Below are 20,260 nucleotides of genomic sequence, written 5' to 3'. Positions count from 1 at the left end.
CGGGTCTTTCCCGGTTTAGAGTAGCGCCATGACATCCAGCGCACCCGTCCAGCGACAGGCGGCGCTCGTCTACAACCCCATCAAGGTCGACGGCAAGCATCTCCGCGCCACAGTGCGCGACCTCTCGCGCGAAGCAGGATGGGCGCATCCGGCGTTCTATCCCACGACGATCGAGGATGCCGGGCAGCTTGCCACTGCGCAGGCTCTGGAGCGCGGGGTGGACGTCGTGCTGGTCGCCGGCGGCGATGGCACGGTGCGGGCGGTGTCCGAGGCGATCGCGAACAGCGGGGTGCCGTTGGCGATCCTGCCCAGCGGCACCGGAAACCTGCTGGCCCGCAATCTCGGCCTCCCCCTCGGTGACCCGACCGAGATGATCCGCGCCGCGCTCGGCGACTTCCGGCATCCGATCGACATCGGCTGGGCCCGCCTCACACGAGAAGACGGCGAGGAGGCCCAACACGCCTTCGTGGTGCTGGCGGGCATGGGGCTCGACGCCGACATGATCGCGAACACCCGATCCGACCTGAAGAAGTCCGTGGGATGGATCGCGTACGTCGACGGTGCCGCCCGCTCACTGCCGCGCGCGAAGCCGTTCCGGGCCGTCTACCAGGTCGATGACGGACGCCTGCACTCGCACCGCGCGTACAGCCTGCTCTTCGCGAACTGCGGCACTCTCCCCGCCGGCATCTCCCTGATCCCCGACGCATCGATCACCGACGCCGCCCTCGACGTCGCCGTCATCCAGCCGACCGGCATGTTCGGCTGGTTCGGGGTCTGGCGGAAGATCTGGTGGGACAACTCCGTGCTCCGCCGCTTCCGCGCCGGACGCCGGGTACTCGAGCACCGCGGCAAGAACGCCTCAGTGCACTACTTCCACGGTGCCGCCGCCGAAGCCGCAGCACCCGATCCCATCCCGATCGAACTCGACGGCGACGAGTTCGGTGAAGCGGTGCGCATCACCTGCTGGGCTGATCCTGGGGCTCTGCTCCTGGCACTGCCGTCAGGCCACCCGGTGCACATCCTCTGAGAGCCGCGGCCCCTGACGCTCAGCGGACCTCGACCGTGCCGTCGAGCCCGCCGCCGACGAGGGTCAGAGTGAAGGCCGCCTCGTCGTCGACCGTGTCATCGCCGAACGAGAGGATGGTCGCACGCGGTCCCATGTCCATCGTGCACACCTGGTTCGCGTCGGTCACGAACGTCGCGGTCCCGACATTCCCCGAGCCCTCCAGTGTGTCGACGACCGGCGGGCAGGACGAGGATCCCCAGGTCAGCAGAACGAGGCCGCCGTCGTCGAACCAGCCGGCCGATGGCAGATACTCGGTGGGCGTCCCCGGCGTACCCGTCGCCGCCGGATCGCCGTCGAGGTCCACATCGTCGGTGATGTCACCGTAGGTGACGTTCATGGTGATGTCGGCCTTCGGGTCCACGCCTTCCGGCAGCGTGCCCAGGCTCGCGCGCGGCGCGAGATCCTTCGTGCAGGGCTTCGAAGCCTCGCCCTCCGCGTCGACGAGGGTGACGGTCACGGTCTGTCCTTCCGCGGTGACCTGGTCGACCTGCGGCACGCAGGTGGAGGAGCCCACCGTGATGACGGCGAACATGCGTCCTTCGTCGAGCAGTGCACCCTCGACGTCGTTCTGATCGTCGATGCCGCCGGCGCTCGGGGCTGGAGAGCTGGTCGGCGTCTGCGCGCCCGGACCGGCAGTGCACCCTGCGATGAGGAGCGCAGCGGCGACGACGCCCATGACGGAAACGAGAGGACGAAGTGCGGAGGTCATGGTCACAGGGTAGCCCTCACGAAGTTCGTGCGGATAGCCTGCGTCGCCTACTGCAGCGCGGAGGTGAGGCGGGCGAGGTTGTCGAGCACCGTCGAACGAAGCGGCTGCTGCATCCACTCCTCCAGCGTCAGCTCTCGGCTGAGCGAGCGGTACTTGTCTTCGACCTCGCGCATCTCGGCGACGAACTCCTCGCCTCGCACCAGCATCGAGACCTCGAGGTTCAGACCGAAGGAGCGCATGTCCATGTTGCTCGATCCGATCACGGCGACCTCATCGTCGATGGTCAGCGTCTTGGTGTGCAGGATGTACGGCTTGCGATACATCCAGATGCGGACTCCGGCCTTGAGCAGCACCTCGTAGTAGCTGCGCTGGGCGTGGTACACCATCGCCTGGTCGCCCTCTTCCGACACGAACAGCTCGACGTGCACGCCGCGGTCCACGGCCGCGGTGACCGCGAGCAGCAGCGCCTCGTCCGGGACGAAGTAGGGGCTGACGATCATGATCTTCTTCTTCGCCGCATAGAGCAGGCTGAGGAAGAGCCGGAGGTTGTTCTCGACCTCGAAACCGGGACCGGACGGGACGACCTGGCAGTCGAGGTCACCGGAGCCGATGTTCGCGTGAGCGATGTCGATGCCCTCGAGGACGGTGTCGGTCTCGCTGTACCAGTCCGCGACGAAGATCGCGTTCACGCTCAGCACGACCGGGCCGTCCAGACGCACCATCAGGTCGACCCAGTGCAGACCGCGCTTGATGTTCTTCGGCAGGTTGTAGGTCGAATCGGTGATGTTCTGCGATCCGAGGAACGCGATGTTGCCGTCGACGACGAGGAGCTTGCGGTGGTTGCGCAGATCGGGGCGCTGCATCTTGCCCTTGAGCGGCTGCACCGGGAGCATCAGATGCCAGTCGGCGCCCATCGCATTGAGGCGCGCGATGGTCTGCTTGTAGCGGGGCTTGCCGCGGTTGGCCCAGTGGTCCAGGAGCACGCGGACCTCGACACCGCGGGCGCAGACCTCTTCCAGCGCCCGGAAGAAGTTGTCGGTCGACGTGTCGGACTGCAGGATGTAGAACTCGACGTGCACATACTCCTGCGCCGTGCGGATCGCCTGCGCCATCTCATCGAGGGACTCCTGGTAGTCCGAGATGAGGTGGGCGCCGTTGTCGCCCGAGAGCGGGAGGGCGCCGAGCTTCTGATTCATCTGCACGATCGGCCCGAACCACGCGGGTGCGTTCGGGCGGAGCGTGCCGAAATGCAGGTGCTCGCTGGTCTCGGCGATGTACTCGTTGATCTGATCCTGTTTGCGCCGACGCGCGCGGGGAAGGCGCGGGTTGCCGATCACGAGGAACAGGAAGACACCGACGAACGGTATGAAGAACACGGCCAGCAGCCATGCCATCGCCGCCGTGGGACGCCTGTTGCGGGGGATGACGATGATGGCCGTGACACGGATGATGATGTCGAGCACCACGAGGAAGGCGGCGATCCACCATCCCCAGGTCTCCGCAGTCATCGTGCCCCCTCGCCACCGCAGTGACCATCCCAGCCGAGGCGCACCCGAACAGGTGCGCTGGCTTCACAGTAGCCGATGGGTCGGACTCAGGCGCGCGGCGGGAGGCCTCGCGCGGCGCGCTCCTCAGCCTCGATCTGCGCGTGCACCTTGCGCTCGGTCCGGTCGAAGCGGAGGATGCCGCGGACCACGAGGAAGAACACGATGCTCACTCCGACGGTCGGCAGAAGCGACCATGCCGCGGCGAGCCAGAAGTTGTCCATCACCCCATGGTACGCGAGCCACTGTTCGTGCACATTTCGGCGTTCACAGGAACTCCGTCCACAGGGTCCTCTTTCGCGCTCGGCGGGCTTCGCCCTCGACGACACTCTCGGGATGACAACAGTTCTCCGAGCCTCCGATTCCGCCGCTTTCCTCGGCATCGTCCCGTCCCTCGCGGGCTTCACGCCCCGTCGGAGCATCGTGCTCCTCCCTTTCCGAGGCAGCCGCACCGACGGAGCCATGCGTCTCGATCTCCCGCAGGAGAAGGCTGACCTCGAGGTCTATGCCGACGCCGCCGTCGGCCTCGTCGCCCGCGTCACAGCGACGGATGCCGTCGCGGTCGTCGTCTACACCGATGAGGAGTCGCACCCGACGCGAGACGGTCTCGTCCTCCCCCACGCGGTCGCCGTCGACGAGCTGTTGGGGTGCGCAGAGGAGGCGGGCCTCCGCATCGTCGACGCTCTCTGCGTGACCCCCTCCGGGTGGTCGAGCTACCTCGACGAGGAGCCCGAGCTGGGGCCGTTGGCGCAGATCCGCACTCCCGCCGATCTACCGCTGTCGACCGACGTGTCCGGAGACCAGAGCGTCGGGGCGGATCTCCCGCACGTCGACCTCGCCGAGAAGGAACGTGTGGGGACCGCGTCGATCGAACTCGCGGCGTTCCTCGATCGGAAGGGTCGAGGTCGACTGACGAGTCGGGATGATCCGCGGCTCATCGCCGCGCTCGTCCTGCTCGACGACGTTCCGGCCTTCTACGAGTCGGTGCTGGCGGCACCCGAGGCTCTGCCCCCGTTCGCGACGGCCACGCTGCTGTGGTGCCTCGGGCAGCCCCTTTTGCGGGACGTCGCCATCGCTCAGTGGGCGACCGACCTGGCAGGCGGCGTGCGCACCCTCGCTGCACAGACCGCGTACGCCGAATCCGGGGTGATGATCCCCGACGAGGTGGGCGAGGTGTTCCTCGGGCGCGGCCCCACTCCCGACACCGACCGCCTCCGACGCGCTCTCACCGCCGCACGCGAAGCGGCGGCACGGGCTCCGAGGCTCTCGCGATCCGCACCCCTCACCGTGGCGGCGTGGTTGTCATGGGCTCTGGGACGCGCCAGCCACGCGGGCCGATACCTCGAGATGGTGCGAGAGATCGACCCGCACTATTCACTGGCCGCGCTCCTGGAGACCATGATCGGCGGAGCGATGCTCCCGGAGTGGGCGTTCCGTCGCCACTCGGCGCAGTGACCGTCGGTGATCGTGTTACTTGACCAGGGGGAACAGGATGGTCTCACGAATGCCCAGGCCGGTGATCGCCATCAGCAGGCGGTCGATCCCCATGCCCATTCCTCCGGACGGCGGCATGCCGTGCTCGAGGGCCCGCAGGAACTCTTCGTCGACCGGCATCGCCTCGACGTCACCGCGTGCGGCGAGTTTGGCCTGTTCCACGAAGCGCTCGCGTTGGATCACGGGGTCGACCAGTTCGGAGTACCCGGTCGCCAGCTCGAAGCCACGGATGTACAGATCCCACTTCTCCACGACACCCGCGATCGAGCGGTGTTCACGGACCAGGGGCGACGTATCGACGGGGAAATCCATCACGAACGTGGGGCGGACGAGGTCGCCCTTCACGAAATGCTCCCACAGCTCCTCGACGAGCTTGCCGTGAGTGGCCTGCGGAGGCAGATCGACGTCGTTGGCCTCGGCGAACGCGATCAGGTCTTCGACCGAGTCCTGCGGAGTGGTGGTGCGCCCGGATGCGGCCGACAGCGACTCGTACATCGAGATGCGGTCCCACTCGCCGCCGAGCTCATACTCGGTACCGTCGGCCCAGGTCACGGTCGTGGAGCCGGCGACCGCGATCGCCGCGTTCTGCACGAGCTCCTGTGTGAGGGCGGCCATCTGGTTGTAGTCGCCGTACGCCTGGTAGGCCTCGAGCATCGCGAACTCGGGGCTGTGTGTAGAGTCGGCTCCCTCGTTGCGGAAGTTCCGGTTGATCTCGTAGACGCGCTCGATCCCGCCGACGACAGCGCGCTTGAGGTACAGCTCGGGTGCGATGCGCAGGTACAGCTCGGTGTCGAACGCGTTCGAGTGCGTGATGAACGGGCGGGCAGAGGCCCCGCCGTGCTGCACCTGCAGCATCGGGGTCTCCACCTCGAGGTAGTCATGGCTGGTGAAGGTCGAACGCAGGCTCGCATTCACGGCGGCGCGCGCGCGGACCGTCGTGCGCGCCTGCTCGCGCACGATCAGGTCGAGGTAGCGGCTGCGTACGCGGCCCTCCTCGCTGAGTTCGGAGTAGGCATTGGGGAGCGGCAGGATCGCCTTCGCCGCGATCGTCCAGTCGTCCGCCATGATCGACAGCTCGCCGCGGCGACTGGAGATGACTTCACCGTGCACGAAGACGTGGTCCCCCAGATCGACGTACTCCTTCCAGTCGGCCAGCGACTCCTCGCCGACGTTCGCCAGGGAGATCATGGCCTGGATGCGCGAGCCGTCACCCGCCTGCAGAGTGGCGAAGCAGAGCTTGCCGGTGTTGCGACTGAACACCACACGACCCGCGACTCCGACGATGACACCGGTTTCGGCACCGGCCTCGAGCTCGCCGTACTCGGCGCGCAGCGCGGGAATCGTGTGCGTGACGGGAACGGCGACCGGGAACGCCCCGCCGCCCGCATCCGCCCGCTTCTCGATCAGGCGCTCGCGCTTGGCGAGGCGCACGGCCTTCTGCTCGTGGACGTCCTCTTCGAGGGAAGGGTCGGTCGAGGCCGATTCGGGCGCGGCGGACGCGTCAGTCATGTGGGGGGCTCCTTGGAAGTCCCTCCCAGTTTACCGAGGCGGCATCCCGCTGCTTGGCGCACGCTGGGTAGCCTCGAAGAATGGCCCACACACGGATCCTCCGCGCGTTCGCTGCCCTCTCCCTCGCGATGGTGGCGGTCCTCGCCCCTGCCGCCGCGCAGGCCGCGTCCGACGGGCCCGCGTCGCACCTGGCTGCGCCCCGGCCCGCGGACGTCCCCACCGATGTCGACGATTTCTCCTACAGCTCGTGGGATGCCGTCTACGAGATCGGTCTCGACGACGAGGGCCGCGCCCGCATGCGCGTGACGGAGACCCTCGTGGCCCACTTCCCCGACGTCGACCAGAATCGCGGCATCGTCCGCGGACTCGCGACTTCATACGAAGGGGCGAGCATCGAGACGACGATCCTGTCCGTCACCGACGGCAACGGGGCGGACGTGCCCTACGAGACGGACGAGGAGGACGGGCTCCTCTACGTGCTGACGGGTAACGACGACGACTTCGTGCGGGGTCTCACCACCTACGTCATCGAGTACGAGATGCGCGACGTGATCCTCGCGACCGATCGTTCCGAGGATTCGTCCGCTCCCCCGGCAGACGAGTTCTACTGGGACCTGCTCCCCCTCGACAGCACGCAGCCCATCGACCGGTTCCGCGCCGAGATCGTGTTCGATCCTGCGATGAGCAGCGCACTCGACGGCGCCACCCGCTGCTACACCGGCCCTCCCGGCTCGAAGGAGGAGTGCGAGCTGGAGGGTCCGACCACCGACGGCCGCGGCGCGACCTTCCGTGTCGGATCGGGGTCTCGTCCCGCCGGCGACGGGGTGACGGTGGCCATCGGTTTCGAACCGGGCACGGCCACGCAGCCGCTCGCCCGCACACCGGATCCGGTCGCCGACGTCGCACCGATCGCCGCCGCGGTCGGCGCTCTCGGACTCGCCGCCGGCAGCTGGGTGGCGGTGTCGGCCTTCGCGCGCAGACGGCGAGCCGCTACCGGCATCGTGGTCGCCCAGTACGACGTGCCGGACTCGCTGCCCCCGCTGCTCGCCGCTGCCGTCGTTCCCGGGGCAGAAGACGTGATCCCGTCCGAGATCGTGCACCTCGCCGTCCGCGGCATGCTGCGCATCGAAGAGGGGACGGAGGAAGACGAGCCGCGCGTTCGTCGTCTCGGCGAGGCACACAGCCCCGACCAGCTCGACGTCGACGCCCTCGAAGCGCTCTTCCTCGATGCGGACGCCGACGGGGTGGTCGATCTCCCCGCCGCCGACGAAGCCTTCGCAGCGCGGATGACGGCGCTCCAGCACAGAGGCACGACCGAGGCGCAGAGCCGCGGACTCACCGAGATGGCACGCAGTCGAAGTGCTGTGATCCTGCAGTGGTGTGCGATCGGCCTCGCCGTCGCCGGCTTGGCGTTCGGGATCTGGAGCGCCGCCAGCGGACGCCTGTCCGCGATCCCTGCACTCGTCGTGATCTCCATCGGGGCTTTCCTCGTGCTGCTCTCCAGCGTCTATCCGTTCTCGAAGCACACGGTGCTCACCGTCGAAGGCGCACGCACCTACGAGTATCTGCAGGGAGTGAAGGAGTTCATCCGGGTCGCCGACGCCGATCGCCTGCGCATGCTCCAGTCGTACACCGGAGCCGAACGTCGCGCCGACGGCACCGCCGACGTCATCCACGTGTACGAACGGCTTCTCCCCTACGCGATCCTGTTCGGGATGGAACGCGAGTGGGGTGATGTGCTCGAGAAGGCCTACGCGAATGCGGAGCGCGGCGCATCCTGGATCGGCGACCCGGCATCGTTCGCACTCCGGACGCAGCTCGCCTCGTTCGTGGCATCGTCGCACTCCGCCGCGACGTACTCGGCCCCCTCGGCGGGCTCTTCGTCGAGTGCCGGAGGGTCATTCGGCGGCGGGTTCTCCGGAGGCGGCGGAGGCGGCGGCTTCTCCGGCGGACGGTGAGTCCCACTGGCGCCCGCATCCGGGGTACCGCCGCGGAAGCTTCAGATCAGCGGGGCGCGTCGGAGGCTTCGCGCAGCGCGCGCTCGACGGTCGACTGCACCAACGCCGAGAGGTAGCCGCCGGGGTTCTCCACGCCGATCTCCCGTAGTCGCGCGGTCGACTGTCCGATGATCGACCGCGAGAACTCGGTGGCTGTCGCGATCGCATCGGCGTAGGCCGCGCGATCCGCCTCCGCGATCACGACGGGCTCGCACCCCATCTCCACGGCGAGGGCCTGGGCGATCGGCAGCACGGCGACCGGAGCGGTCACCGCGGCGAACCCGGCATGCAGCTGCCGAAGGTCGATCGACGTCCCTGTGAAGGTGATCGCGGGATGCACGGCGAGGGGGATCGCCCCGCGTTCGGCTGCCGGGCGCAGCACGTCGATGCCGTAGCCGGGGTCGGTGTGCAGCACGAGCTGGCCGATCTGCCAGCCGCCCACCTCGGCGATGCCCGCGACGAGCGACGGCAGCTGCTCGCTGGGTACCGCGATGATCACGAGCTCGGCGCGACGCACGACCTCCAGGGCATCGAGAACCGGCACGTCCGGCAGCACGGCCGAGGCGCGTTCGTCGTCGGATCCGCTGGTGATCCCGATCACGGCATGTCCTGCACCGCCGAGCGCCGCCCCGACGACCGGCCCTACGCGCCCTGCCCCGATGATGCCGACGCCGAGGCGTCCGTCACGCGCCATCGTCGCGCCTCGTCCGCCGGAGCAGCGGGGGTGCGGGAGGAGCTGCCGGCGGAGCAGCCGGGACGTTCGGAGGCACCTGTGGACCCTCCGGAGCGTTCTCCGCGGGTGCTGCCGGTGGAGCCGCGGGCGGTCCGACCGGCGGAAGCACCGGGGGCGCCGGCGGAGCAGCCGGTACACCCGAAGGCGGTCCCACCGGAGATGCCGGCGGAAGCACCGGAAGCACCGGGGGCGACGGCGGAGCGACCGGTGGTGCAGGCGGCGATACGGGCGGGGCGGGCGGCCCTGCCTGTCCGGGGACGGGGAAGACCGGCGGCGGGCCGGTGTACGCCGGCGGGGCCGGAGGCGCTGCGACGGGAATCTCCGTCGCGTGCGCACTCCAGCGGTGGGTGGTGTCGCGAGACGCCGCCTCCGCTGCCGCGCGGCTGACCTCGTCGACCAGAGCCAGCGCATCGGCACGTTCGAGACCCGAGAGGTACCCGGTGATCGGCCCGGGGACCGTGTGCACCTGTGCGCCGGAAACCCGCTGGTGCCGGTCGATCGGTCCCTGGCTGAGCGAGACCCCCTGCAGACGTGCCAGCGGGAACACGGCGAGCTTGCGCCAGACGTTTCCGCGGCGCAGCAGCAGACCGAAGTCGGCGACGAGGTAGCCGTGTCGCTTCCAGGAGAACGGACGCCGCCACGCTGCACGCCGTGGCATCGTCCGATACGCGTCGCCATCGGCGGGACCCACGACGCCCTGATCCCAGAGGAACGGGATGCTCTCCCCAGGAACGTCGGGGAGCACCAGCGCGAGCACGCGTTCGACATCGGCGCGTTTGCCGACGGGCAGCACCACGTTGAACTGCTGTCCGCTTCCCGACGACTGCTGGGCTGCGCTCTTGCCGCTCATACGGTTGATCTTGATCGTCCACCACCCGAACGGGCGCCACAGCAGCGACTGCGACACCTCCACCGCGAAGATGCGTCCCGGCGGGAGCGTCTCGGTCACGGTCGTGAGAAGACCGTAGGTGATGCGCACGCCGTCAGGAGTCGGAGCGATCGAGTAGCGCAGCGACTTCGAGATCTGCGCCCAGGTGATACCGACCACGGCGATGACCATGGGGACGCCCATGCCGAGACCCAGCCCGAGGAGGACGAAACCTCCATCCGAGTTGCCATCGGCCAGCATCCCGATCAACGCGCTGCCGATCGCGATCGCGAAGATCGCTCCGAAGAAGACGAACCACAGCAGCCCGGAGATCAGCTGCGAGCCCACAAGCCGGCCGGTCGGGATCTTCACGACGCTCTCGGGGACGACATCGGCGAGGTCGACGCCGGAGATGAGGCCGTTGACACCCGCGTTCATCGAACCGACCAGCTGCGCCCGGGCGGATGTCGGACCGGGCGCGGCCGACGTTGCCGCCGGGTTCAGCGCGGCGTCGCGCGCCGCACGAGCACCCGATGCCAGACGCAGGATGTCGGCACGCACCGACTCTGCGCGGGGCGTCGCGAGGTATTCGAGCTCGACGTTCGCGTCGTTGCCGGCTCCGACCACCTCGAGCTTCGCGAGACCGATGATGCGGGCGGGGAACGGGCGTGTCAGGTTCACGCCCTGCACGCGGTCGAGAGGTGCGCGGCGGTGGGAGCGGAAGATGATTCCCTTGCGGACCTCGACGTGATCGCCGGTGATCCGGAACTGCTGGAAGCGCCAGACGAACCAGAAGATCAGCACCAGCACGATCACGAGCCCGAGCACGCTGAGGAGCGCGACCAGGATCAGGTTGTTCGAGAGCACCCAGTCGACAGGATCGGCACCGGCGTAGTCGCCGTAGTGCGCTTCTTCGGGCGTGAAGATGCCCACGGCCCAGGTGATCAGGCGATCCCGCATGTTCGCGATGACGATACCCGCGATGATGATCAGCGCGAGCCCGCCCTTGAAGAGCGGGGTGAGGGGGTGCATGCGGTGCCACTCACCGTTCGCGAGCGTCGTGGAACCCTCCTCGACGGGCAGGGGCGCGCTCGGCGCGAAAGGGGGCTGCTGCTCGCTCACAGGCCGGTCCGACGGGTCTCGGCGACCTGGATGAGGGTGTCGCGCAGCGCCTCGGCCGCGCCCTGCGTCAGACCGGGGATCTGCACGCCGGTCGTCGCGGCGGCCGTGACCATCTTGAGCTGGGCGATGCCGAACGCGCGGTCGAGCGGCCCCTGCGTGATGTCGACCAGCTGCATGCGACCGTAGGGGACAGCGATCATGCGCTGCCACAGGATGCCCTTGCGGAAGACGATGTCGTCGGCGCGGAGCATGTAGCCGATCGCCTTCGCCTGGCGCGGGAGGATGATGAGGGCGAACACGGTGATGAGCAGGATGATCCCGGCGGGGATCCACACCCACTGCTGATTCAGCACCACGTTCAGCACGACGGCGGCGATCGCGACGATCGCGATGAAGATCACGTTCTGCACGATCTGCGACACGACATAGCGCGGCGAGATCTGGTGCCACGTGCCGTCGAGTTCGAGGCGGGCCTCGTTGCGTACCGTGCGCAGCTGGGTGTACGTCCCCCTGTCGAGGGCGTCGAGGTCAGTGCCCTCCGCCGGGTTCAGGGGCGCGGTCTCTGGGTTCTGAGTCATCAGGATCCTTCGGCAGGGTGCAGAACTGCTCGGCGACGAGCGCGGCGATCACGAGGACGATCGCGCTTCCGATCAGGGCCAGCATGGCCACAGTCGACCCTACCTGCGGAATGACGGGACGTGACAGGAGGAACACGAGCAGCCCGGCTCCGAACCCCGCCATGATGGCGCCGAGCAGACTCGAGGCCCGCGCGAGTGTCGCCGCTCTGAGTGCGCGGAAGGGATCGATGCGGATGCCCGACCGCACGCTGCGCCGCACCGGCCATGCGACCCCGAGGGAGGCTGCGGCGATCAGCAGGAGGAGCACCGGAAGCAGGAGCGAGGGCGTGAACGTGACACGTCCCGATGCCGTCAACAGGTGATCGAGCAGGAACCCGCCTCCGCCGGCGAGCAGTGCGAGGACGACGAGCACGCCCGCAGAGGTGCGTCTCATCCCTCGCTCCGGGCCCGCAGTTCCGCCACGAGGTCGGCGACTCTGCCCCGGCCGAGCAGCACCGCGTCCTGGTCGACATCCAGCCACGGTTCGAGCACGAAGAGGCGTTCGGCAGCGCGCGGATGCGGCAGCTGCAGACGCGGTTCGTCGGAGATGATCTCGCCGTACGCGATCAGGTCGAGGTCGAGCGTGCGGTCGCCCCAGCGCTCCCGTCGCTCTCGGCCGTTCTCGTCCTCGATGGCGTGCAGCATCCCGAGAAGGATCTCGGGAGCGAGGCGCGTGGTCACCAGAGCCACGGCGTTGACGTAGCCGGGTGCCTCGGGATCGGGCCCGTCGAGCCGGAGGGCGACGGTCTCGAACAACCGGGAGAGGCGCACCTCGCTGACCAGCGGGAGCCGCGCGATCCTCTCGGCGGCCGCCCTGATCGTGTCGTGGCGGTCGCCGAGGTTCGCGCCGAGGGCGACGACCGCGGTGGTCTCCGGACGTCCGGGACGAGGCGCGGGCATGTCGGGCGGGTTCGCGAGGTTGCGGCTCATACGGTCGTGTCCTCCAGCGCGTCAGGCGTTCGGCGGCGATGCACGGTGACCGCCACATCGGTGAAGTCCAGAGCGATCGGCGCGTGCGGCTTGTGCACGGTCACGGCGACGTCCTGCACCCGACGGTCTTCGAGACCGACGGCGGCGATCCTCTCGGCGAGCGTCTCGATCAGGTTCACCGGTTCCCCGGCCACGACCGCAGCCACCTTCTCGGCGAGCTCTCCGTAGTGCACGGTGTCCCTCACTTCGTCGGAGACGGCAGCCTGCGCGAGCGACAACCGCAGACGAAGATCGATCGTGAACTCCTGCCCGTCGCGGCGTTCGTGCTCGAAGACACCATGACGGCCGAAGACGGTCAGACCGGTGAGGACGATCTCGTCGAGGGACTCCATGCTTCTAGCGTACGGGGCCACCCCGATGCGCCCTCAGCCTTCCCAGGCGTGCGCGATCGCGAGGGCGTCGCGCGTGCTCGCCACATCATGCACACGCACGGCCCAGGCTCCGGCCCTGACCGCGAGAGCACTGGTCACAGCGGTAGCGAGGTCGCGTCGAGACTCCGACACGTCACCGTCGCTCTCGGCTTCCTGGCGCAGTACTTCGGCGAGGAACCGCTTGCGCGATGTGCCGATGAGCACGCGCGGCCCGAGGGCGACGATCTCGTCGAGCCCCCGCAGCACCTCCCAGTTCTGCGCGCCCGCCTTGGCGAACCCGATACCCGGGTCGACGATCAGGCGCGATGGGGCGATTCCGGAGGCCGCCGCCTCGCCGATGCGCTCCTGCAGCTCCCCCGCGACCTCACGGGCGACGCGACGGTACTCGGCGTTCGCGTACATGTCCGCGGAGAAGCCACGCCAATGACCGATCGCGAAATCGGCCCCGGACTCCGCGACGGCCGCGCGCATCTCGGGATCGGCGAGCCCTCCGGAGACGTCGTTCACGATCCTGGCGCCCGCCCGCACGGCCGCAGCCGCCGTCGATGCGCTGAGCGTGTCGATGCTCACGGGAACACCCGCGGCAGCGAGCTGTTCGATCACGGGGATGACGCGCTGCTGTTCGACCTCGTCGCCGACGCGGTCGGCGCCCGGCCTGGTCGATTCTCCGCCCACATCGAGCACAGCCGCACCCTCGGCTCGCAGTCGCAGCCCGTGGGCGACCGCGCGATCGACGTCGAGATAGCGTCCGCCGTCGCTGAACGAATCGGGTGTCACGTTGACGATGCCCCAGATCCCGGTCATCAGCGCGCCGCACCCCCGAGAGGCACCGACGCGCCGATCAGGGTGATGAGCTCCGCTCGGGCGGGGGCGTCCGTGTACTCTCCGCGCGCCGCGATGGTGAGCGTCGATGCCTCGGTCTGCCGCCCGCCGCGCATCGTGACGCACCCGTGTGCCGCATCGAGCACGACCAGCACCCCGCGGGTGTCGAGGTGCTCTGCGATCGTGTCGGCGATCTGCTCCCCGAGGCGCTCCTGCACTTGAGGACGCGCCGCGAGGATCTCGACGACGCGCACGAGCGCTCCGAGCCCCACGACCTGCTCCCCGGGGAGGTAGGCGATATGCGCATGACCGGCGAAGGGCAGCAGATGGTGCTCGCAGACGGAGCGGAAGCGGATGTCGCGCAGCAACACGGCGCCGGAGGGCAGGGTATCCGGTGCGGGGCCGCGGGAGACGCTGATGGTGCGCGCGAGCGGCTCGGCCGGGTCTTCGCCGACGCCCGAGAAGAACTCGGAGTACAGCTCGCCCATCCGCATCGGGGTCTGTTTCAGCCCTGGCCGGTCCGGGTCCTCGCCGATCGCTTCGAGCAGCTCCCTCGTGAGCCGCTCGACGCGCTGCCTGTCGACGGTCACGTCACGCCGTCGCGGGCCGCGGGTGCCCGGCTCCCGCCGAACCCTGCTGCGTGCGCGGCGTTCCGGCCGGAGCCTCCACGGATGCCGCAAGCGAGACGTCCTTCTTCGGCACCTCGATCGGAGGACGCTCGGACACCGGGCGCCCTTCGCTCGACAGCCACAGCGGGCGCTCGGGAAGCTTCTTGATCTCGGTGAAGATCTCCGCGATCTGGTTGTGGTCGAGGGTCTCCTCCTCGAGCAGCGCCAAAGCGAGCTTGTCGAGGATGTCGCGGTTCTCGCTGATGACCTCGTACGCCTCGTTGTGCGCCTGTTCGATGAGGGCACGCACCTCGGCGTCGACCCGCTCCGCGACCTTCTCCGAATACTCGCGACCGCGTCCCATGTCGCGTGCGACGAACATGTCGCCGCCCTCGGTGCCCAGCTTGACCGGTCCGACCTGCGTGGTCATGCCGTACTCGATGACCATCTTGCGCGCGATCGAGGTCGCCTTCTCGATGTCGTTCGAGGCACCTGTGGTGGGGTCGTGGAACACGATCTCCTCCGCGACGCGGCCACCCATGGCGTAGGTCAGCTGGTCCTGGAGCTCGTTTCGGGTGACCGAGTACTTGTCGTCCAGCGGCAGCACCATCGTGTAGCCGAGAGCCTTGCCACGGGGCAGGATCGTGATCTTGGTCACGGGGTCGGTGTAGTTCATCGCCGCCGCCGCGAGCGCGTGGCCGCCCTCGTGGTAAGCCGTGATCAGCTTCTCCTTGTCGCGCATCACACGGGTGCGTCGCTGCGGACCGGCGATCACGCGGTCGATGGCCTCGTCGAGAGCACGGTTGTCGACCAGCTGCGCGTTCGAGCGCGCGGTGAGCAGCGCGGCCTCGTTGAGCACGTTGGCCAGATCCGCGCCGGTGAAACCGGGGGTCTTGCGGGCGACGACTTCGAGGTCGACGCTCTTCGCGAGAGGCTTGCCCTTGCTGTGCACCTCGAGGATCTTCTGTCGGCCCTTGAGGTCGGGCGCGTCCACGCCGATCTGACGGTCGAAGCGACCGGGGCGCAGCAGCGCGGGATCGAGGATGTCGGGGCGGTTGGTCGCCGCGATCACGATGACGTTCGCGTTCGGGTCGAAGCCGTCCATCTCGACCAGCATCTGGTTGAGGGTCTGCTCGCGCTCATCATTGCCGCCGCCCATACCGGCGCCGCGGTGACGGCCGACGGCGTCGATCTCGTCGATGAAGATGATGGCGGGCGCATTCTCCTTGGCCTGGCCGAAGAGGTCGCGCACGCGGGAGGCGCCGACGCCGACGAACATCTCGACGAAGTCGGAACCGGAGATGGAGTAGAACGGGGCGCCTGCCTCTCCGGCGACGGCGCGGGCGAGGAGCGTCTTGCCGGTTCCGGGAGGGCCGTACAGCAGCACGCCCTTCGGGATGCGGGCGCCGATGGCCTGGAACTTCGCGGGGTCCTGGAGGAACTCTTTGATCTCATGGAGTTCTTCGATGGCCTCGTCGGCACCGGCGACATCGGCGAAGGTGACGGTGGGGGTCTCCTTGTTGACGAGCTTGGCCTTGGACTTGCCGAACTGCATGACCTTGCCGCCGCCACCCTGCATGGACGACAGGAGCCACCAGAACAGCAGGCCGAGCAGCACCAGCGGAAGAAGGAGCGAGAGGAAGCCGTCGAACCAGGTCGCGCGGGGAACGGCGTCGTTGAAGCCGTCCTTCGGAGCCGCCTCGTTGATCGCGCCGACCACCTCGTCGGCGCGGGCGTCGACGTAGTAGAACTGCACGTCCTCCGAGCCCTTGAAGGGCTTCGAGAGCGTCATGTCCACGCGCTGGTCGCCGTCGGTGTTCACGACCTCGGTGACCGTCGTGCCGGAGAGCAGCTTGAGCCCCTCCTGCGTCGTGATCTGCTTGGGCGCGCCCAGATTCGAGATCAGCAGGAAACCGCCGAACAGGAGCACGCCGATCAGCGCGACGTAGATCAGCGGATTCCGGGTGAGCTTCTTCACATCCATGATCGGATCAGCGTATCGCGCGCGCCCTAGGGGGTCGCTGTGCGTTCACCCACGGCGTAGCGCGTCGCGGTCGTCAGCTGTAGACATGCGGAGCGAGCACCGCGACGTCGCGCAGGTTGCGGTAGCGCTCGTCGTAGTCGAGGCCGTATCCGACGACGAAATCGGTCGGGATGTCGAACCCGACGTACTTGCAGTCGATGACGACCTTCGCGGCCTCGGGCTTGCGCAGGAGGGCGAGCACTTCGATCGACTCGGCTCCGCGGGATCCGAAGTTCTCCAGCAGCCAGCTGAGGGTCAGGCCCGAATCGATGACGTCCTCGACGATCAGCACGTGCTTGCCGTTCAGGTCGGTGTCGAGGTCCTTGCGGATCTGCACGACACCGCTGGACTTGGTGCTCGCACCGTAGCTCGAGACCGCCATCCAGTCCATCGGTGCGTGGAAGGGCAATGCCCTGGCGAAGTCGGCCATCACCATCACCGCGCCCTTGAGGACGCCGACGAGGACGAGGTCCTTGCCCGCATAATCCTCTGCGACCTGTGCCGCGAGTTCATCGAGCTTGGCGAGGATCTGCTCCTCTGTGACGAGAATGCTGGTGAGGTCGTCCTGGATTTCCGCGGCGCGCATGGATCGATTTTAGGCGACGCGATCGGATGCTCGGTCCCGGTGGGTCGGCCGGGAAGGCATCTCCCCCTCCCGCGCCATCCGCACTACTGTGAGCGGTGATGTGGGCGGACGCCCCGACGGAAGGATTCACCATGGCTCTTGACGACATCCTCAGGCAGGTGCCGATCGACGACATCGCCGAGAAGCTGGGCGTCTCGCGGGACGAGGCCAAGGTCGCTGTCGAGCAGGGCGGTGCGGTGCTGCTCGGCGGGCTCGCGCAGAACGCCAAGACTGACGAGGGCTCCGCCGCGATCCAGAACGCACTGAAGAAGCACGAGGGCAGCGCCGGCGCCGCGAAGGTCGACGACATCGATCAGGCCGACGGCGGCAAGATCGTCGCGCACATCCTCGGTCCGAAGGAGAAGGAGGTCACGAAGGAGCTCACCGAGTCGAAGGCGACCCCCGGCATCGACTTCGGCAAGCTGCTGCCGATCCTCGCTCCCATCGTGATGGGCCTCATCGCGAACGCGAGCAAGGACAAGGCCGCGAAGGCGGATGCCGGCGCGGAGAGCTCTGGAGGCATCGGTGACCTCATCGGAGGCATCCTCGGTGGCGGCGACAAGGGCGGCTCCGCCGGCGGCGGCATCGGTGACGTGATCGGCGGGCTGCTGGGCGGTGGCAGCAACGGCGCATCCGGCGGTGGCATCGACCTCGGAGGGATCCTCGGCGGCCTCTTCGGCGGCAAGAAGTAGAGCTTCCGCGCTGAGCGCGTTCCGTCTCGCGAAGACGCCACAGGCGCCCGAGACGAAACGCGCTCAGCGACCGGATGCCGTGAAGACGATGCGGCCGCCCTGTCGCACGACCGAGCACTCGGGGAGGTCGATCGGTCCCTGGCCGCTCCAGTCGGTCACCAGTCGCGCGACCTCGATGGTCTGCACCCGCGTCAAGCTCACCCCGAACTCGCTGTCGACGACGAGGCGGATGATCCTGTTGCGCAGCGCCGCCGGGTTCGCGGCGAGCGCCGCCACGCTGACCGAGATCCCCGCCTCCGCGTGCTCGACGATGTCCTCGATGGTCTCGTGGATCATCTCGTCGAACGCCTCCGCGTCCTCCCGCAGCTGCTCTGCCGTGCGGGCGAGGGCCTCGGCGATGCCGGGACCGAGCTCGGCCTCGAGCACGGGGAGCACGCGCTCGCGCACCCGGACCCTCGCGTAGCGGCCATCGAGGTTGTGCGGGTCATCCCAGGGGTCGAGGGCCGATGCCGCGCAGAATGCCCGCGTCGTCTCCCGGCGCACCCCTAGCAAGGGGCGTACCCACCGCACGCCGTCGTCGTCCTCCCGCACCGGCGCCATCCCCTGCAGGCTCGCGGCGCCGGAGCCGCGGGCGAGTCCGAGGAGCACTGTCTCCGCCTGGTCGTCGAGGGTGTGCCCGAGCAGCACCGCGGCGGCACCGACATCGATGGCCGCATCGCGAAGAACGCCGTAGCGGGCATCACGAGCAGCGGCTTCGGGCCCTCCCTCGCCCGCGACGTCGACGCGCACGAGCAGGGGGTCGAGACCCAGCTCGGCGGCCGTGCGCGCCGCGCCGGAGGCGACCTCCGCGGAGTCGTCCTGCAGGCCGTGATCGACCGTCAACGACGCCGCACGGACACCGAGCTTGGGTGCTTCGAAGGCGGTGGCCGCGGCGAGCGCGAGCGAGTCCGCGCCTCCGGAGAGGGCGACGATGACCGTCGATCCTTCGGGGAGTTCGGCGAGCGCGGTGCGCACGGCGAGGCGGATCTCGGCGATGGCGGGAGGAAGTGACGGCACCCGTCCACGCTAGGGCACTCCCCTGCTCGGCGCTCTTCCGATCCGCGCGCGCACGACGGTGCGGCGCTGTGGCGGGGCTATCCTGACGCCGTGACCGACAACACGCGTACACGTCCGTTCCGGACCGAGAGGTTCAAGGCATTCGTCGACGCCGTCGTGGCGATCGCCATGACACTGCTCATCCTGCCCCTCATGGAGTCGGTCTCCGAGGCCGCATCCGGCCACACGAGCACGGCCGAGTTCCTGGACGAGCATTCGGGGCAGCTGCTGAGCTTCGGGCTGAGCTTCCTCCTCATCGCCACGTTCTGGATGGGGCACCACCGCCAGTACCGGGACGTGGAGCGGATCACCGGACCACTGCTGTGGATCAACGTGGCGTGGATGGCCACGATCGTCTGGCTGCCGGTCCCCACCGCGATGATCGGCCAGATGGACACCGACGCGCTGCAGGCCGTGGTGTACATCGGCACGCTGATCATGACCCAGGTCACCACCCTCGCCGGCTGGCTCTATCTGGCGCGTCATCCCGAACTCGGCGAGGTGTCGACCGAGACCATCCGGTTGGGGGCGATCGGCGACCTCGCGGCGATCATCCTGTTCGCCGCCGCACTCGTCATCGCGGTCGCCGCCTCGCCGAACGGATACGCCGGTCTCTTCCTGCTGCTCCTGAGCGACCCGATGAGCCGACTGCTGAATCGTCTGTTCCGCAGACGATCGAATGACGACGACGTGCCGACCGTCGACGCCGGGTCCTGAGCACGCCGGGTCCTGAGCACGCCGGCCCCCGGGCGCGCGAGCGCCGCGGGTAGGCTAGTCCGCGGCATCCAACCGAACTTTTCCTGAGGAGCACACGCATGGGCGCACACGACGCCGTCATCGAGATTCCGCGCGGCAGCCGCGTGAAGTATGAGGTCGACCACGAGACCGGACGAGTGCACCTCGACCGCGTGCTCTACACGACCTTCGGCTACCCGGCCGACTACGGCTACTTCGACAACACCCTCGGCGAGGACGGCGACCCGCTCGACGTGCTCGTGCTGCTCGACCACGCCATCTACCCCGGTGTCGTCGTCGAGGTCCGTCCCGTGGCCGTGCTGAAGATGAGCGATGAGGCCGGTGGAGACGACAAGCTCGTCGCCGTGCTCTCGAAGGACCCGCGCTGGGCGCACATCCAGGACATCGACGACATCGCCGAGTACACGAAGAAGGAGATCTCGCACTTCTTCGAGCACTATAAGGACCTCGAGCCCAACAAGTGGGTCAAGGTCGACGAGTGGGGCAACGCCGCCGAGGCGCAGCGCATCCTCGACGAGGCCATCGTCCGCTTCGGCGAGCAGGGTCACTGACCCTCCGCCTGCACGAAGAAGACCCCCGGTTCCGCTCAGCGGCCGGGGGTCTTCTTCGTGCAGAGGTG

At 68.5% G+C, this 20,260-nt stretch carries 21 protein-coding genes; 6 read left to right on the top strand and 15 right to left on the bottom strand.

Annotated elements, in window-relative coordinates:
* Positions 1–28 precede the first annotated feature (28 nt).
* Positions 29–1,027: a diacylglycerol/lipid kinase family protein gene (locus MST3598_RS03320; protein ID WP_029259672.1), complete on the top strand. Its 999-nt coding sequence runs from the start codon at positions 29–31 to the stop codon at positions 1,025–1,027.
* Positions 1,028–1,046: 19 nt separating this feature from the next.
* On the opposite strand, the gene MST3598_RS03315 is transcribed toward MST3598_RS03320, so the two are convergent.
* The 3 genes from MST3598_RS03315 to MST3598_RS18510 all read right to left on the bottom strand — a co-directional run bounded on the left by MST3598_RS03315 (position 1,047) and on the right by MST3598_RS18510 (position 3,543).
* Positions 1,047–1,775 carry a hypothetical protein gene (locus MST3598_RS03315; RefSeq protein WP_096359401.1) on the bottom strand — a complete coding sequence of 243 codons (729 nt, stop codon included), beginning with the start codon at positions 1,773–1,775 and terminating at the stop codon, positions 1,047–1,049.
* A gap of 47 nt (positions 1,776–1,822) precedes the next feature.
* Positions 1,823–3,283 (bottom strand): cardiolipin synthase, encoded by a 1,461-nt coding sequence (gene cls / locus MST3598_RS03310; RefSeq protein WP_021198191.1) that lies wholly within the window; start codon positions 3,281–3,283, stop codon positions 1,823–1,825.
* Positions 3,284–3,369: 86 nt separating this feature from the next.
* Positions 3,370–3,543, bottom strand: a complete 174-nt coding sequence (locus MST3598_RS18510; protein ID WP_021198192.1) for a hypothetical protein — start codon at positions 3,541–3,543, stop codon at positions 3,370–3,372.
* A 112-nt stretch (positions 3,544–3,655) separates the two neighbouring features.
* Here MST3598_RS18510 and MST3598_RS03305 point away from each other — a divergent pair, with 112 nt between their 5' ends.
* Positions 3,656–4,774 (top strand): DUF4192 family protein, encoded by a 1,119-nt coding sequence (locus MST3598_RS03305; protein ID WP_029259670.1) that lies wholly within the window; start codon positions 3,656–3,658, stop codon positions 4,772–4,774.
* Between the two features lie 15 nt (positions 4,775–4,789).
* On the opposite strand, the gene lysS is transcribed toward MST3598_RS03305, so the two are convergent.
* Complete coding sequence (gene lysS, locus MST3598_RS03300) at positions 4,790–6,322, bottom strand: lysine--tRNA ligase (RefSeq protein WP_029259669.1); 1,533 nt, start codon at positions 6,320–6,322, stop codon at positions 4,790–4,792.
* An 80-nt stretch (positions 6,323–6,402) separates the two neighbouring features.
* On the opposite strand from lysS, the gene MST3598_RS03295 reads away from it, so the two are divergent.
* Positions 6,403–8,280 (top strand): DUF2207 domain-containing protein, encoded by a 1,878-nt coding sequence (locus MST3598_RS03295; RefSeq protein ID WP_029259668.1) that lies wholly within the window; start codon positions 6,403–6,405, stop codon positions 8,278–8,280.
* A 46-nt stretch (positions 8,281–8,326) separates the two neighbouring features.
* On the opposite strand, the gene MST3598_RS03290 is transcribed toward MST3598_RS03295, so the two are convergent.
* The 10 genes from MST3598_RS03290 to hpt form a co-directional block, all read right to left on the bottom strand.
* Positions 8,327–9,013 (bottom strand): DUF2520 domain-containing protein, encoded by a 687-nt coding sequence (locus MST3598_RS03290; protein WP_029259667.1) that lies wholly within the window; start codon positions 9,011–9,013, stop codon positions 8,327–8,329.
* Positions 9,003–11,042 carry a PH domain-containing protein gene (locus MST3598_RS03285; protein ID WP_029259666.1) on the bottom strand — a complete coding sequence of 680 codons (2,040 nt, stop codon included), beginning with the start codon at positions 11,040–11,042 and terminating at the stop codon, positions 9,003–9,005. The genes MST3598_RS03290 and MST3598_RS03285 overlap by 11 nt, the downstream gene beginning before the upstream one ends.
* Positions 11,039–11,620 (bottom strand): PH domain-containing protein, encoded by a 582-nt coding sequence (locus MST3598_RS03280; RefSeq protein ID WP_029259665.1) that lies wholly within the window; start codon positions 11,618–11,620, stop codon positions 11,039–11,041. Before MST3598_RS03280 ends, MST3598_RS03285 begins: the two co-directional genes overlap by 4 nt.
* Positions 11,571–12,053 carry a DUF3180 domain-containing protein gene (locus MST3598_RS03275; RefSeq protein WP_029259664.1) on the bottom strand — a complete coding sequence of 161 codons (483 nt, stop codon included), beginning with the start codon at positions 12,051–12,053 and terminating at the stop codon, positions 11,571–11,573. The genes MST3598_RS03280 and MST3598_RS03275 overlap by 50 nt, the downstream gene beginning before the upstream one ends.
* Positions 12,050–12,589 (bottom strand): 2-amino-4-hydroxy-6-hydroxymethyldihydropteridine diphosphokinase, encoded by a 540-nt coding sequence (gene folK / locus MST3598_RS03270; RefSeq protein WP_029259663.1) that lies wholly within the window; start codon positions 12,587–12,589, stop codon positions 12,050–12,052. Before folK ends, MST3598_RS03275 begins: the two co-directional genes overlap by 4 nt.
* Positions 12,586–12,981 carry a dihydroneopterin aldolase gene (gene folB, locus MST3598_RS03265; protein WP_029259662.1) on the bottom strand — a complete coding sequence of 132 codons (396 nt, stop codon included), beginning with the start codon at positions 12,979–12,981 and terminating at the stop codon, positions 12,586–12,588. The genes folK and folB overlap by 4 nt, the downstream gene beginning before the upstream one ends.
* Before the next feature lie 33 nt (positions 12,982–13,014).
* Positions 13,015–13,824: a dihydropteroate synthase gene (gene folP / locus MST3598_RS03260; RefSeq protein ID WP_029259661.1), complete on the bottom strand. Its 810-nt coding sequence runs from the start codon at positions 13,822–13,824 to the stop codon at positions 13,015–13,017.
* Positions 13,824–14,432 (bottom strand): GTP cyclohydrolase I, encoded by a 609-nt coding sequence (gene folE / locus MST3598_RS03255; RefSeq protein ID WP_029259660.1) that lies wholly within the window; start codon positions 14,430–14,432, stop codon positions 13,824–13,826. The genes folP and folE overlap by 1 nt, the downstream gene beginning before the upstream one ends.
* 1 nt (position 14,433) lies before the next feature.
* A complete protein-coding gene (gene ftsH / locus MST3598_RS03250) occupies positions 14,434–16,434 on the bottom strand; it encodes an ATP-dependent zinc metalloprotease FtsH (RefSeq protein ID WP_029259659.1) in 2,001 nt (666 codons plus the stop codon).
* A gap of 73 nt (positions 16,435–16,507) precedes the next feature.
* Positions 16,508–17,059 carry a hypoxanthine phosphoribosyltransferase gene (gene hpt, locus MST3598_RS03245; RefSeq protein WP_021198722.1) on the bottom strand — a complete coding sequence of 184 codons (552 nt, stop codon included), beginning with the start codon at positions 17,057–17,059 and terminating at the stop codon, positions 16,508–16,510.
* Positions 17,060–17,190: 131 nt separating this feature from the next.
* On the opposite strand from hpt, the gene MST3598_RS18750 reads away from it, so the two are divergent.
* The gene (locus MST3598_RS18750; protein ID WP_029259658.1) at positions 17,191–17,790 is read left to right on the top strand and encodes a DUF937 domain-containing protein; all 600 of its coding nucleotides are present in this window, start codon (positions 17,191–17,193) and stop codon (positions 17,788–17,790) included.
* Positions 17,791–17,853: 63 nt separating this feature from the next.
* Here the strand turns inward: MST3598_RS18750 and tilS are convergent, their stop codons facing one another.
* Positions 17,854–18,846 carry a tRNA lysidine(34) synthetase TilS gene (gene tilS, locus MST3598_RS03235; RefSeq protein WP_021198724.1) on the bottom strand — a complete coding sequence of 331 codons (993 nt, stop codon included), beginning with the start codon at positions 18,844–18,846 and terminating at the stop codon, positions 17,854–17,856.
* A gap of 90 nt (positions 18,847–18,936) precedes the next feature.
* Here tilS and MST3598_RS03230 point away from each other — a divergent pair, with 90 nt between their 5' ends.
* Both MST3598_RS03230 and MST3598_RS03225 read left to right on the top strand, forming a co-directional pair.
* Positions 18,937–19,602, top strand: a complete 666-nt coding sequence (locus MST3598_RS03230) for a TMEM175 family protein (RefSeq protein WP_021198725.1) — start codon at positions 18,937–18,939, stop codon at positions 19,600–19,602.
* A gap of 98 nt (positions 19,603–19,700) precedes the next feature.
* Entirely contained in the window at positions 19,701–20,192 is a 492-nt protein-coding gene (locus tag MST3598_RS03225) for an inorganic diphosphatase (RefSeq protein ID WP_021198726.1), read from the top strand.
* Positions 20,193–20,260 lie beyond the last annotated feature (68 nt).

Origin of the sequence: Microbacterium sp. TPU 3598 (assembly GCF_002356155.1) — a bacterium.
In the GTDB taxonomy this organism is placed as follows: Bacteria; Actinomycetota; Actinomycetes; order Actinomycetales; family Microbacteriaceae; genus Microbacterium; species Microbacterium maritypicum_A.
This window is presented reverse-complemented; position numbering and strand designations above follow the sequence as displayed.